This is a genomic window from Streptomyces sp. NPDC053432 (genome assembly GCF_055585365.1).
The window spans coordinates 150,249-163,417 of the sequence record NZ_JBVJKF010000004.1; the positions used below are offsets into that span (position 1 = coordinate 150,249).

A 13,169-nucleotide genomic window follows, 5' to 3' on the forward strand; every position below is an offset into this window, starting at 1 on the left:
CTCCTGGGTCGCGGCGCTGCGCATCGCCCGCCGCGATGCCTGGCGCGCCAAGGGCCGCAGCTCCCTCGTCCTCGCGATGCTCGCCCTGCCGATCATCGGGGTGAGCGCCGCCGACTTCACGCTGCGCAGCGCCCAGCTCACCCCCGGACAGCACGCCACCCGCCTGATCGGCGCCGCCGACGCCCGGGTGAGCGGCTCCAACCTGGGCGTGCCCATCTACCAGAAGCCCGACGGCTCCAGCTACGCGCCGGTCGGCGGCTTCAAGGACTACACCGCCGGGCCCAGACCCAAGGAGGACCAGCCGGATCCGGTGGCCTCCGCGCTCCCGGCCGGCGTCCAGGCCGTCAAGGACTCCACCGCCTACGCCAAGGTCCGCACCACCCACGGCCTGCTCGACACCCACCTGCGCGAACTCGACACGAGCAGCCCGCTGACGGCCGGCCTGATCACGGTCGACCGCGGCCGGCTGCCGGAGGCCGCGGGCGAGGTGGCGGCCACCACCTCCTTCCTGCGCAACTCCGGCCTCTACGTCGGCTCCTCGGTGACCCCGCGCGGCGCGACCTCCTCGTACAGGATCGTCGGCGCCTACGAGCTGCCCGACGAGCTGAACTCCGACGAGCTCATGGCCCCGGCCGGGACCCTCCTCGCCCCGCTCGACAAGGCCCTGCAGGCCGCCGGCGCACCCGGCGTACGGCCCCAGGACTCCTACCTGGTGAAGGTCGGCGGCGAAGGTTTCACGTGGAACATGGTCAAGGCGGCCAACGCCAAGGGGCTGCTCGTCATGTCCCGCGCCGTGTTCCTCGACCCGCCGGCCGACTCCGACGTGCCCCTCTACCAGCAGCAACCGAAGGCGGAGCTCGGCTCCGGCGTCAGCGTCTCCTCCACCGAGAAGGCCATCCTGGCCACCATCGTCGGCCTGGCCATGCTGGAGATCTGCCTGCTCGCCGGACCGGCCTTCGCGGTCGGCGCCCGACGCTCCCGCCGCCAGCTGGGCCTCGTCGGCGCCAACGGCGGCGACCGCAGGCACATCCGCTCCATCGTGCTCTCCGGCGGCCTGGTCATCGGCGCCGTGGCCGCCGTCACCGGCACCGCCATCGGCCTCGCGCTCACCGTCGCGCTGCGGCCGGTGCTGGAGGAGTACATCGGCAGCCGCTTCGGCGGCTTCGACCTGCGCCCCCTGGAACTGGCCGGTATCGCCCTCCTGGCCGTGGTGACCGGGCTGCTGGCCGCGATCGTCCCGGCCGTCACCGCCTCCCGGCAGACCGTGCTGGCCTCGCTGACCGGCCGCCGCGGGGTCCGCCGCGCCAACCGGGTGCTGCCGGTCATCGGCCTGGTCGCCGTCGCAGGCGGCGCCGCGATCGCCCTGTACGGCACCGCCTCGGAGATGGGACCGACCGTGGTCGCAGGCGGCAGCGCGCTGGCCGAGCTCGGCGTCGTCGCCCTCACCCCCGTCCTGGTCGGCCTGTTCGGCCGGCTCGGGCGGTGGCTGCCGCTGTCGCCGCGGCTCGCGCTGCGTGACGCCGTGCGCAACCGGGGGCGTACGGCACCCGCCGTGGCCGCCGTGCTGGCCGCCGTCGCCGGAACCGTCGCGGTGGCCACGTACCAGCACAGCCAGGACATCCAGCACCGGCACGAGTACGTGGCCGAACTCCCCGGCAGCACCGGTCTGTTGCAGACCACGGAGAACAGCGCCCACAAGGAGGTGCCCGCCCTGCGCGAGGCCCTCGCGAAGCAACTCCCGCTGACACACCGCGCGGACGTCGACCGCCTGGTCGTCGGCAGGCCGGGCTGCGACTCGTACTCTTCGGAACCGGGCTGCGGCCGGGTCCAGATCATCGCGCCCAAGGAACAGCGCTGCCCGCTCTTCGATTCACCGAACGGGCCCGCCTCCTTCACCCAGGAGCAGGCCAAGGAGCTGCGCCGGGACTGGCGTTGCGCGGAGAACCGGCACGGCGCGCAGTACGAGATCGTCGTCGCCGACGAGAAGCTGCTCTCCGTGCTCGCCGTGACCGATCCGGGGTCGGTGGCCGCCCTCAAGGCCGGCCAGGCCGTGTCCTTCGACAAGCGCAACGTCAAGGACGGCAAGCTCGTGCTGCGGGTCATCACCGACCCGCAGGCCGCCGACGGCATCGGCAAGCCCGGCGAGGACCCGCCGGGCGTGGACAAGGTCCTCCCCGTCCACCAGGCGCCCGACAACGCCGAGGGCTGGGGCATCGAAGTGGTCCTGCCGGCGGCGGCCGTGAAGGCCACCGGGCTGTCCACCGCACCGTTCGGCTCCTACTTCAGCCTCGACGGGCCGGCGAGCAGCGAACAGAAGCAGAAGATCGCCGGGGAGATCGACCGGATGGGCGTGGACGCCTCCGTGCGCATCGAAGCGGGCTACCAGGGCGACGACAGCCTCACCCTGCTCGCCCTCACCGTCTTCGCCGGCCTGGTCACCATCGGCGCGGCCGGCATCGCCACCGGGCTCGCCCAGGCCGACGCCGAGGCCGACCTGAAGACCCTGGCGGCGGTGGGCGCGGCACCGCGGGTCCGGCGCACGCTCAGCGGCTTCCAGTGCGGGGTGGTCGCCCTGATGGGCGTGGTCCTGGGCTCGGCGGCCGGAATCCTGCCCGCGGTCGGACTGCGGCTCACCGAGGAACGCCAGCTCCAGCGCCTCTACCAGTACGGGGTCGACAGGGGCTACGCATCGGGGGGCGAAGTGCCGTACGTGCCGATCGCGGTGCCGTGGGAGACCCTTGGCGGGCTGCTGGTCCTGGTCCCGCTGGGTGCGGCGCTGCTGGCCGCGTTGGTCACCCGTTCCAGCGGCGCACTGGCCCGCAGGGCGGCCGGCTGATCTCGTGCCCCCGTACAGGGTGGATCACGCTCGTACGGGGGCACACGTCTGCTGACGAAGGTGTGCGAGAGAATGAACGGCATGGAGATGCCGAGGAGTGAACGGTCGCAGGACAGCCCCCCGCACGTCATGATCGTGGGACAGGACGGGATGGCGGTCGGCGGCGCCGATGACGAGTCGCGCGAGGTCCCCGTGACGGAGATGGTCGAACAGCCCGCCAAGGTAATGCGGATCGGCAGCATGATCAAGCAACTCCTGGAAGAGGTACGCGCAGCGCCTCTGGACGAGGCGAGCCGGGTCCGGCTCAAGGACATCCATGCCGCCTCGGTGAAGGAGCTGGAGGACGGCCTGGCCCCCGAACTCGTGGAGGAACTGGAGCGCCTGTCCCTCCCGTTCACCAACGAGGCCATTCCCTCGGAGGCGGAACTGCGCATCGCTCAGGCGCAGTTGGTGGGATGGCTGGAGGGCCTCTTCCACGGCATCCAGACGGCCCTGTTCGCGCAGCAGATGGCGGCGCGGGCCCAACTGGAACAGATGCGCCGGGCGCTCCCGCCGGGGGCCCCGACGGACGACGAAGACGGCCACGGCCCGATCCGCTCGGGGCCGTACCTGTAGCCCACGACGGCCACCCGGACGAAGGCGGGGCCGAAGCTCCCCGGAGCAACGGCACCCGCCTTCACCCAGTCGGCCTCAGCACCACCACTACCCGGCCCCGCCGGTAACTGAGTCACGGGGTCCGGGCCAAGCCGGCCCCGCCGGTAATCGAGGCACAGGGTCCGGCCAATCCAGCCCCGCCGGCGATTGAGGCGCGGGGTCCGGGACGGAGCCCCGATCCTTGAGCCGCACCACACCCAGCCCCGCCGGCCAGGGCGCGGCCCCCGGAGCCACACGTAAGCGGCGCGTAAATCGGTTTCCCCGCCGGAAACACGGGCGTCGCATACTCAGGGGCATGAGTTACGACGCGATCGTCCTGGCAGGCGGCGCCGCGCAGCGACTCGGCGGGGCCGACAAGCCCACGCTGAGCGTCGGCGGCCGCACCCTCCTCGACCGCGTTCTCGACGCCTGCAAGGACGCCCGCACCACCGTCGTCGTCGGCGGCCGCCGGTCGACCACGCGCCCGGTGCGCTGGGCCCGCGAGGAACCGCCGGGCGGCGGGCCGGTGGCCGCACTGGACGCCGGGCTCCGCCAGACCACCGCCGAGCTGGTCCTCGTACTCTCCGCGGACCTGCCGTTCCTGGACGCCGGCACCGTACGGGCGCTCCTCGACGGGGTCGGGGCCGCCGAGGGGGCCCTGCTGCGGGATCCCGGCGGCCGCGACCAGCCCCTGGTCGCCGCCTACCGGGCCGAGCCCCTGCGCCGCGAGATCGCCCTGCTCGCCACCGAGCACGGCCGCCTGACGGGGCTCCCATTGCGCGGCCTCACCGCCGAACTGGACCTCACCCGCCTCACGGCGCCGCAGCCGCTCGCCTCCTTCGACTGCGACACCTGGGAGGATCTCGCCGCCGCCCGGGCCCGGATCAGGGAGCATGGAACCGTGCTGGACCAATGGATCACCGCCGTCAAGGACGAGCTGGGCATCGACCTCGCCGTCGACACCAAGACCCTGCTCGACCTCGCCCGTGACGCCGCGCACGGCGTCGCCCGGCCCGCCGCTCCCCTGACCACCTTCCTCGTCGGTTACGCGGCCGCCCGGGCCGAAGCCACCGGCGCCGACCCCGCCCAGGCCGTCGCCGAGGCCTCCCGCAAGGCCGCCGACCTGGCGCTGCGCTGGGCCGCCGAGGCGCAGGCCGACGAACAGAACGGCTCCGGATGACCCCCACCGACGCCGACGCCGACCACGCCCTCGAACAGGCACTGGCCCTGGTCAGCCGCAGCAACCCCGGCAGCGGCCCCGGCCACGGCTCCGGCCAGGGCCACGGCCCGCACAGCGGCTCCGGCGCCTCCGCGGCCCCCGGCGGCTCCCGCCACCGCGCCACCCCCTGGCCGGCGGCCCGGGAGGCCGCCGTACGCGCCGGGACCGGGGCCCGGGGCCGGAACCACCGGGTCCCCCTCGCGGACGCCCTCGGGGAGGTGCTGGCCGCGCCGCTGGACGCCCTGACCGACCTGCCGTCCTTCGACACCTCCGCCATGGACGGCTGGGCCGTCGCCGGACCCGGTCCCTGGACCGTCCGCGGCGGCGCCGACGTCCTCGCCGGCACCGAACTGCCCGTGCCCCTCGCGGACGGCGAGGCCGTACGGATCGCCACCGGCGCCCGGATCCCCGCCGACACCACCGCCGTCATCCGCAGCGAGCACAGCCGCGAGTCCGGCGGCCAGCTCTTCGCCGAGCGGACCGTCGTCACCGGCCAGGACATCCGCCCGCGCGGTCAGGAGTGCCGCTCGGGCGACCTGCTGTTGCCCGTCGGCTCGCTGGTCACCCCCGCCGTGCTCGGGCTGGCCGCGGCCGCGGGCTACGACGAGCTGACCACCCGGCCCCGCCCCCGCGTGGAGATCCTCGTCCTCGGCGACGAGCTGCTCACCGAGGGCCTTCCGCACGACGGCCTGATCCGCGACGCGCTGAGCCCCATGCTCGGCCCCTGGCTCTCCCGGGTCGGCGCCGAAGTCGTGTCCTCCCGGCGGCTCGGCGACGACCCCGCCGGGGTCGAGGCCCTGCTGGAGGCCGTCACCACCTCCACGGCGGACCTCATCGTGACCACCGGCGGCACCGCCTCCGGGCCCGTGGACCACGTCCACCCCGTGCTGGAGCGGGCCGGCGCCGAACTCCTCGTCGACGGGGTCGCCGTACGGCCGGGCCACCCGATGCTGCTGGCCCGCATCGGCGACCGGGCCGACGGACGGCACCTGGTCGGGCTGCCCGGGAACCCCCTCGCCGCCGTCTCCGGGCTGCTGACCCTCGCCGAACCGCTGCTGCGGGCCCTCGCTGGCCGCCGCCGGCGCCCCCGCTACGCGGCGACGGTCGAGGGCGACGTACCGGGCCACCCGTTCGACACCCGGCTCGTCCCCGTCATGCTGGGCGACGACCACGCCGTGCCGCTGCGCTACCACGGCCCCGCGATGCTGCGCGGTGTGGCCGCCGCCGACGCGCTGGCCGTCGTACCGCCGAGGGGCGCGCGGTCCGGGCAGGAGCTGGAGATCCTGGACCTGCCCTGGGCAGCCGGGGGATGTTTCACGTGAAACTTCACGGCCACGACGCCATGGCGCGTGGCGCGGACGAGAAACTCGCCGCCCAGCGCATCAGGATGCCCAGACGCACCGTCGAAAAACCCCTGCGGCAGGTCTCCAAACGCCTGTTGATGGCCCTGTTCGTGATGGCCCTGACGGTCCTGATCGTGTGGCTGGACCGCGACGGCTACCACGACAACGCCAACGAGACGGTCGACTTCCTCGACTGCGTCTACTACGCCACTGTCACCCTGTCGACGACCGGATACGGCGACATTGTCCCGTACAGCGACAGCGCACGGTTGATCAACATCCTGCTGATCACCCCGCTGCGCGTCCTGTTCCTGATCATCCTGGTCGGCACCACCCTGGAAGTCCTCACGGAGCGGACGAGGGAAGAGTGGCGGCTGAACCGCTGGAGGAAGAACTTGCGTGACCACACGGTCGTCGTCGGCTTCGGCACCAAGGGCCGCTCCGCCCTGCAGACGCTGCTGGCCACCGGGCTCCCCAAGGACCACGTCGTCATCGTCGACCCCAGTGCCAAGGTGATCGACACGGCCAACGCAGAGGGGTTCACGGGCGTGGTCGGCGACGCCACCCGCTCCGACGTCCTGCTGCGCGCCGAACTGCAGAAGGCCCGCCAGATCATCATCGCCACCCAGCGGGACGACACCGCCGTACTGGTCACGCTGACGGCCCGGCAGCTCAACCGGGGTGCGAAGATCGTCGCCGCGGTCCGCGAGGAGGAGAACGCCCCGCTGCTGCGCCAGTCCGGCGCCGACGCCGTCATCACGAGCGCAAGCGCGGCCGGCCGGCTGCTGGGCCTGTCGGTGCTCAGCCCCAGCGCCGGCACCGTGATGGAGGACCTCATCCAGCAGGGCAGCGGCCTCGACCTCATCGAACGGCCGGTGAAGAAGTCCGAGGTGGGCATGTCGGTACGGGAGACCCCCGACCTGGTCGTCAGCGTGCTGCGCGGGCACCGGCTCCTGCCCTACGACGATCCGCACGCGAGCCCGCTCCAGCTGACGGACCGTCTCATCACCATCGTCCGCGCGAGCGCGCACGGCCCCGCCCTGGGCCCGGCCGAGTAGCACCGCGCCCAGGGCGGGCGGCAGTTCGCTACGCGGCGCCGTCCGTACGGGTCAGCGTGATGACCGGAACGAGACGGCCGGAACGCTCCTGGAAGCCCGCCAGGAACGGAGTCCGCTCCACCTGGAGCGCCCAGAGCCGCTCCCGCTCGCAGCCGTCGGTCTCCACTGCCGTCACCCCGTAGGCCTCGCTGCCGACCTCGACGTGGGCGGAGGGGTCGGCGAGCAGGTTGTAGTACCAGCCCGGCCGGTTCGCACGGCCGCCGTTCGCGGCGAACACCACCAGCCGCTCCCCGTCGCGCAGATAGGCCATCGGCATCGTGCGCCGCTCACCACTGCGGGCGCCGGTGGTGGTGAGGAGCAGCAGCGGGAGTGCCGCGAAGTCCCCGCCCACCTTTCCCCCGGTGGCTCGGAACTCGTCGATCACCAGCTGATTGCGCTGTAACCGTTCATCGGACATATCGGCTTGCCTCCAAGGAAGTTGACGGTTCCCCTGTGCCCAGCGCCACCCAGCATCCCAGGTGCTTGGGCGCCGCGGGCGGTGTCGCGTAGCCTCCGGGCCATGCATGCGATCACCATCGAGCAGCCCGGCGGCCCCGAGGCCCTCGTCTGGACCGACGTACCCGATCCGGTGGCGGGCGAGGGCCAGGTCCTCGTCGAGGTCGCGGCGAGCGCCGTGAACCGCGCCGACCTCCTGCAACGGCAGGGCTTCTACGATCCCCCGCCCGGCTCCTCCCCCTACCCCGGCCTGGAGTGCTCCGGCCGGATCGCCGCGATCGGCCCGGGGGTCCCCGGCTGGGCCGTCGGCGACGAGGTCTGCGCCCTGCTGGCGGGCGGCGGGTACGCGCAGAAGGTCGCCGTCCCCGCGGGCCAGCTGCTGCCGGTCCCGGCGGGCCTGGACCTGGTGACGGCGGCCGCGCTGCCCGAGACGGTCTGCACCGTGTGGTCCAACGTGTTCATGGTGGCCGCGCTGCGCCCCGGCGAGACCCTCCTGGTCCACGGCGGATCCAGCGGCATCGGGACGACGGCCATCCAGCTCGGCAAGGCGGTCGGCGCGCGCGTGGCGGTGACGGCCGGCAGCAAGGAGAAGCTGGAACGCTGCGCGGAACTGGGCGCGGACATCCTGATCGACTACCGCGAGCAGGACTTCGTGGAGGAGATCAAGGCGGCGACCGGCGGCGCCGGGGCGGACGTGATCCTGGACATCATGGGTGCGAAGTACCTGGAACGGAACGTGGCGGCGCTGGCCGTGAACGGCCGCCTCGCGGTGATCGGGCTCCAGGGCGGCCTGAAGGCCGAACTGAACCTCGGCGCCCTGCTCGCCAAGCGCGCCGCGATCACCGCCACCTCCCTGCGGGCCCGCCCGCTGGAGGAGAAGGCGGCGATCGTCGCGGCCGTCCGCGAACACGTCTGGCCCCTGGTGGCGGCGGGCCGGGTCCGCCCGGTGATCCACGAGACGTTCCCCATGCCTCAGGCGGCCGAGGCCCACCGCGTCCTGGAATCCAGCACCCACGTGGGCAAACTGCTGCTCACCACCTGACCCAGGACGCATGCACGCCGGCGAGCCTCGACTCGCCGGCTCCTCCAGCCCGTCCGGCGCTTGAGGACCGGGGCCCGAAGCGAAGCCCCAGCTCCTCCACCCGTCCGGCGCTTGAGGACCGGGCCCGGGCGAAGCCCCAGCTCCTCCAGCCCGTCCGGCGCTTGAGGACCGGGGGCCGGGGCGGAGCCCCGGGGAACGGAGGAAGGGCGGGGCGGGGAGCAGCTCCGCGCAGCGGCACCCACCCGCACCCACCCCAACCCCCGCTACAGCGAACGCAACAGCACCGCCGGCGACTCCACACAGTCGGCGACATACCGCAGGAACCCACCCGCCGTACCCCCGTCGCACACCCGGTGGTCGAACGTCAGCGACAGCTGCACGACCTGCCGGACCGCCAGCTCCCCGCGGTGCACCCACGGCTTCGCCATGATCCGGCCCACGCCGAGCATCGCCGCCTCGGGGTGGTTGATGATCGGCGTCGAGCCGTCGACCCCGAACACCCCGTAGTTGTTCAGCGTGAACGTCCCGCCGGTGAGGTCCGCCGGGGACAGCTTCCCGCCCCGAGCCAGCTCCGTCAGCCGCGCGAACTCCGCCGACAGTGCCTCCGGGTTCATCGCGTGCGCGTCCCGGACCACCGGGACCATCAGCCCCCGGTCCGTCTGCGCGGCGAAGCCCAGGTTCACCGACGGCAGCCGGACGATCTCGTTCGCCGCCAGGTCCACCGTGGAGTTCAGCTCCGGGTACTTCGCGAGCGCGGCCGTGCAGATCCGGGCCAGCAGCGCCAGCACCGAGATCTTGGGCCCGCCCACCGCGTTCATCGCGGCCCGCGCCGCCATCAGCTCGGTGGCGTCCGCGTCGACCCAGCACGTGGCGTCCGGAATCTCCCGCCGGCTGCGCGACAGCTTCTCCGCGACCGCCCCGCGTACGCCCTTCAGCGGCACCCGCTCGCCCTGCGCCCCCGTGGGAGCGACCACGGGAGCGACCGCGGCGGCGGCCGGGGCCGCGGGAGCCCGCAGGGCCGCCAGCGCGGCCTCCACGTCCGCCCGCATGATCAGCCCGTCCGGGCCCGACCCCGTGAGCCCCCGCAGATCGATCCCGCCGTCCCGCGCGAGCTTGCGCACCAGCGGCGAGATCACCGGAACGGGCCCGGCCGGAGCGGCCGGAGCAGCCGGAGCGACCGGAGCCACCGGCACGGCGGGAGCCACCGGCACGGCCGGGGCGACCGGCGCCGACACCGCGGCGGTGACGGGTCGCACCCGTCGCCGACGCGCCGGACGCGAGTCGTCCGAGCCGTAACCGATCAGCGGCCGGGGCGCGTTCCCCGAGGCCGGGGACTCCGCCGCGGGGGCGGCCGAGTCGACCGGCACGGTCTGCGCCCCCACCGCCACGGTGATCAGCGGTGCCCCGACGGGGAGTTCCGTGCCCTCCTCCCCGAAACGGGCGGTGACGACACCGCCGTAGGGGCACGGAACCTCCACCATCGCCTTGGCCGTCTCGACCTCGACCACGGGCTGGTCGATCGCGACGACATCGCCCACCGCGACCAGCCAGCGCACGATCTCGGCCTCGGTCAGGCCCTCCCCGAGATCGGGAAGCTTGAACTCCATTACCTGCGCCATCAGTTCTCCCACTGCAGGCGGGCCACGGTGTCCAGGATCCGGTCCACACCGGGCAGGTGGTGCTTCTCCAGCATCGGCGGCGGGTACGGGATGTCGAAGCCCGTCACGCGCAGCACCGGCGCCTCCAGGTGGTGGAAGCAGCGCTCCGTGACGCGGGCGGCGATCTCCGCGCCCGGTCCGCCGAAGCCGCTGGCCTCGTGGACCACCACGGCGCGCCCGGTCCGGCGCACGGACTCCACCACCGTCTCCTCGTCGAAGGGCACGAGGGAGCGCAGGTCCACGACCTCCAGGTCCCAGCCCTCCTCGCGCGCCGCCTCGGCCGCCTCCAGGCACACCGGCAGCGAAGGCCCGTACGTGATCAGCGTGGCGCTCGTGCCCGTGCGGCGCACCAGCGCCTTCCCGATGCCCGGGACGGCCGTCGGCGCCTGCGGGGACCAGTCGGCCTTGGACCAGTACAGCCGCTTCGGCTCCAGGAAGACCACCGGGTCGTCGCTCGCGATCGAGGCGCGCAGCAGCCCGTACGCGTCCTCGACGGTCGCCGGGGTCACCACGTGCAGGCCGGGCGTGGCCACGTAGTACGCCTCGGAGGAGTCGCAGTGGTGCTCCACGCCGCCGATGCCGCCGCCGTAGGGCACGCGGATGGTGATCGGCAGCGGCATGGCGCCGCGCGTGCGGTTGCGCATCTTCGCGACGTGCGAGATCAGCTGCTCGAAGGCCGGGTACGCGAACGCGTCGAACTGCATCTCCACGACCGGCCGCAGCCCGTACATGGCCATGCCGACGGCCGCGCCCAGGATTCCCGCCTCCGCGAGGGGGGTGTCCGTGCAGCGGTCCTCGCCGAACTCCTTGGCGAGCCCGTCGGTGATCCGGAAGACCCCGCCGAGCGTGCCGACGTCCTCGCCCATGACGTGGACCGTCGGGTCCTCGGCCATCGCGTCGCGCATGGCCCGGGTCAGGGCCTGGGCCATGGTCGCGGGCTTGGCGCCCGACTTCGCGGACTTCGCCGCCACCGTCGTCACTCCTGGTCCCCGGCTTCGAGCTCGGCACGCAGCATGGCCGCCTGCTCGCGCAGCAGGCCGGTCTGCTCCGCGTAGACGTTTTCGAACAGGTCCATCGGGTTGAGCACGGGGTCCGCGTTCATGCCCTCGCGCAGGGCCGCCGCCATCGTCTCGGCGTCGTCGCGCGCCTGCCGCACGCCCTCCTCGTCGAGGATCCCGCGGGCGGTCAGCTCGCGCTCCAGCAGCTCGATCGGGTCGTGCGCCTTCCAGGCCTCGACCTCGGCGTCTCCGCGGTAGCGGGTCGCGTCGTCGGCGTTCGTGTGCGCCTCCATCCGGTAGGTGACGGCCTCGATCAGCGTCGGACCGCCGCCGGACCGGGCACGCCGGACGGCTTCGGTGAGCACCTCGTGCACGGCGGCGATGTCGTTGCCGTCGACCAGCCGGCCGGGCATGCCGTACCCGACGGCCTTGTGGGCCAGCGTCGGGGCGGCGCTCTGCTTGGCGAGCGGGACGGATATCGCGAAGCCGTTGTTCTGCACGAGGAAGACGACGGGGGCCTGCCAGACGGCGGCGAAGTTCAGCGCCTCGTGGAAGTCGCCCTCGCTGGTGCCGCCGTCGCCGACCATGGCCAGGGCGACGACGTCGTCCCCGCGCAGCCGGGCCGCGTGGGCCAGGCCCACGGCGTGCGGCAGCTGGGTGGCGAGGGGGGTGGAGAGCGGGGCTATGCGGTGCTCACGGGGGTCGTAGCCGGTGTGCCAGTCGCCGCGCAGCAGAGTCAGCGCCTGCACCGGGTCCAGGCCGCGCGCCACGGCCGCCAGGGTGTCGCGGTAGCTGGGGAAGAGCCAGTCCTGCTCCTCCAGCACCATCGCGGCCGCGATCTCGCAGGCCTCCTGCCCGACGGTCGACGGGTACACGGCGAGCCGTCCCTGCTTGGTCAGCGCCGTGGCCTGCGCGTTGTAGCGGCGGCCGCGCACCAGCTCCGAGTAGCAGCGGCGCATCAGCGCGGGGTCCAGCCGCTCGGCCGCCGACGTGCCGAGGACCCGGTAGGGCTCGGCGTCGGGCAGCAGCGGAGCGGCGTCCGTACGGGGCCTCCAGGCGGGCGGCGGGGTGGGACGGTGGGACGCACCGGCACCGGGCAGCTCTTGGACCGTCATGGCGGCGTACACCTCCTCGTGGGAAGCGGGCAGGGCGACGGCTCGGGTGTGAGGCGCCTCACCTACCGATTGTTCGGTTGTCCGCGCAATTTGGCTACAGGCGGCTCCAGGCTGTGGACAAACGGGCGCCGGGGCTCTGGGATGGATGCAGGACGTCCAGGAGAGGGAGGCATCGGGCAATGCCGCATGAACAAATGGCCGGAGCGGGTCCCACGCCGGCCGCAGCGGGAGGCACCCCGGCAGCGCCCCGGCCACTGGATCCGATCGACAGATCGATCATCAGACTGCTCCAGGCGGACGGCCGCACGTCCATACGGTCGGTGGCGGAACAGGTGCACGTCTCGCGCGCCAACGCCTACGCCCGCATCAACCGGCTCATCGACGACGGCGTGATCCGCGGGTTCACGGCCCGCGTCAACCACGAAAGGGCAGGCCAGGGCGCCTCGGCCTACATCACTCTGAAGATCGTCCAGAACTCCTGGCGCACGGTCCGCGAAAAGCTCCGCGAGCTCCCGGGCGCCGCCCACATCGCCCTGGTCAGCGGCGACTTCGACGTCCTCCTGCTGGTCCACACCCCGGACAACCGGACCCTGCGCGAACTGGTCCTGACCCGCCTCCAGGCCATCCCGGAGGTCCTCTCGACCCGCACCCTCCTGGTCTTCGAGGAAACGGACCTCCTGGACCCCGGCCCGGGCCAGCCGATGCCCCCGGCGATCTCGGAGGACTAGCCCGTCCGGGCGGCGTTTCCCGTCCGGAGGGCCGCCCGGGCCGC

The 13,169-nt window shown here is 73.4% G+C and carries 11 protein-coding genes; 7 read left to right on the top strand and 4 right to left on the bottom strand.

Features of this window, described 5'->3' with window-relative positions:
• Window positions 1-76 precede the first annotated feature (76 nt).
• The 5 genes from ACZ6Y1_RS08990 to ACZ6Y1_RS09010 all read left to right on the top strand — a co-directional run bounded on the left by ACZ6Y1_RS08990 (window position 77) and on the right by ACZ6Y1_RS09010 (window position 7,089).
• Entirely contained in the window at window positions 77-2,836 is a 2,760-nt protein-coding gene (locus ACZ6Y1_RS08990; protein ID WP_469625726.1) for an ABC transporter permease, read from the top strand.
• Window positions 2,837-2,917: 81 nt separating this feature from the next.
• Window positions 2,918-3,451, top strand: coding sequence for a bacterial proteasome activator family protein (locus tag ACZ6Y1_RS08995; RefSeq protein ID WP_469625728.1), 534 nt, complete (start codon window positions 2,918-2,920; stop codon window positions 3,449-3,451).
• A 334-nt stretch (window positions 3,452-3,785) separates the two neighbouring features.
• On the top strand, window positions 3,786-4,649 hold the full coding sequence (locus tag ACZ6Y1_RS09000) for an NTP transferase domain-containing protein (protein ID WP_469625188.1): 864 nt from the start codon (window positions 3,786-3,788) through the stop codon (window positions 4,647-4,649).
• The gene (locus ACZ6Y1_RS09005) at window positions 4,646-6,010 is read left to right on the top strand and encodes a molybdopterin molybdotransferase MoeA (RefSeq protein ID WP_469625190.1); all 1,365 of its coding nucleotides are present in this window, start codon (window positions 4,646-4,648) and stop codon (window positions 6,008-6,010) included. Before ACZ6Y1_RS09000 ends, ACZ6Y1_RS09005 begins: the two co-directional genes overlap by 4 nt.
• Window positions 5,998-7,089, top strand: a complete 1,092-nt coding sequence (locus tag ACZ6Y1_RS09010) for a potassium channel family protein (protein WP_469625192.1) — start codon at window positions 5,998-6,000, stop codon at window positions 7,087-7,089. Before ACZ6Y1_RS09005 ends, ACZ6Y1_RS09010 begins: the two co-directional genes overlap by 13 nt.
• A 28-nt stretch (window positions 7,090-7,117) precedes the next feature.
• On the opposite strand, the gene ACZ6Y1_RS09015 is transcribed toward ACZ6Y1_RS09010, so the two are convergent.
• Window positions 7,118-7,546, bottom strand: coding sequence for a nitroreductase/quinone reductase family protein (locus ACZ6Y1_RS09015; protein ID WP_469625194.1), 429 nt, complete (start codon window positions 7,544-7,546; stop codon window positions 7,118-7,120).
• 102 nt (window positions 7,547-7,648) lie between these two features.
• Here ACZ6Y1_RS09015 and ACZ6Y1_RS09020 point away from each other — a divergent pair, with 102 nt between their 5' ends.
• A complete protein-coding gene (locus ACZ6Y1_RS09020; RefSeq protein ID WP_469625197.1) occupies window positions 7,649-8,626 on the top strand; it encodes an NAD(P)H-quinone oxidoreductase in 978 nt (325 codons plus the stop codon).
• A 263-nt stretch (window positions 8,627-8,889) separates the two neighbouring features.
• On the opposite strand, the gene ACZ6Y1_RS09025 is transcribed toward ACZ6Y1_RS09020, so the two are convergent.
• Genes ACZ6Y1_RS09025 through pdhA form a run of 3 tightly spaced genes read right to left on the bottom strand, consistent with a single transcriptional unit; the run spans window position 8,890 to window position 12,397 of the window.
• Window positions 8,890-10,245, bottom strand: coding sequence for a dihydrolipoamide acetyltransferase family protein (locus ACZ6Y1_RS09025; protein ID WP_469625198.1), 1,356 nt, complete (start codon window positions 10,243-10,245; stop codon window positions 8,890-8,892).
• Window positions 10,245-11,213, bottom strand: coding sequence for an alpha-ketoacid dehydrogenase subunit beta (locus ACZ6Y1_RS09030; protein ID WP_469625730.1), 969 nt, complete (start codon window positions 11,211-11,213; stop codon window positions 10,245-10,247). Before ACZ6Y1_RS09030 ends, ACZ6Y1_RS09025 begins: the two co-directional genes overlap by 1 nt.
• A 47-nt stretch (window positions 11,214-11,260) precedes the next feature.
• Entirely contained in the window at window positions 11,261-12,397 is a 1,137-nt protein-coding gene (pdhA, locus tag ACZ6Y1_RS09035; RefSeq protein WP_469625200.1) for a pyruvate dehydrogenase (acetyl-transferring) E1 component subunit alpha, read from the bottom strand.
• Window positions 12,398-12,591: 194 nt separating this feature from the next.
• On the opposite strand from pdhA, the gene ACZ6Y1_RS09040 reads away from it, so the two are divergent.
• On the top strand, window positions 12,592-13,125 hold the full coding sequence (locus tag ACZ6Y1_RS09040) for an Lrp/AsnC family transcriptional regulator (RefSeq protein ID WP_469625732.1): 534 nt from the start codon (window positions 12,592-12,594) through the stop codon (window positions 13,123-13,125).
• Window positions 13,126-13,169: the final 44 nt, after the last annotated feature.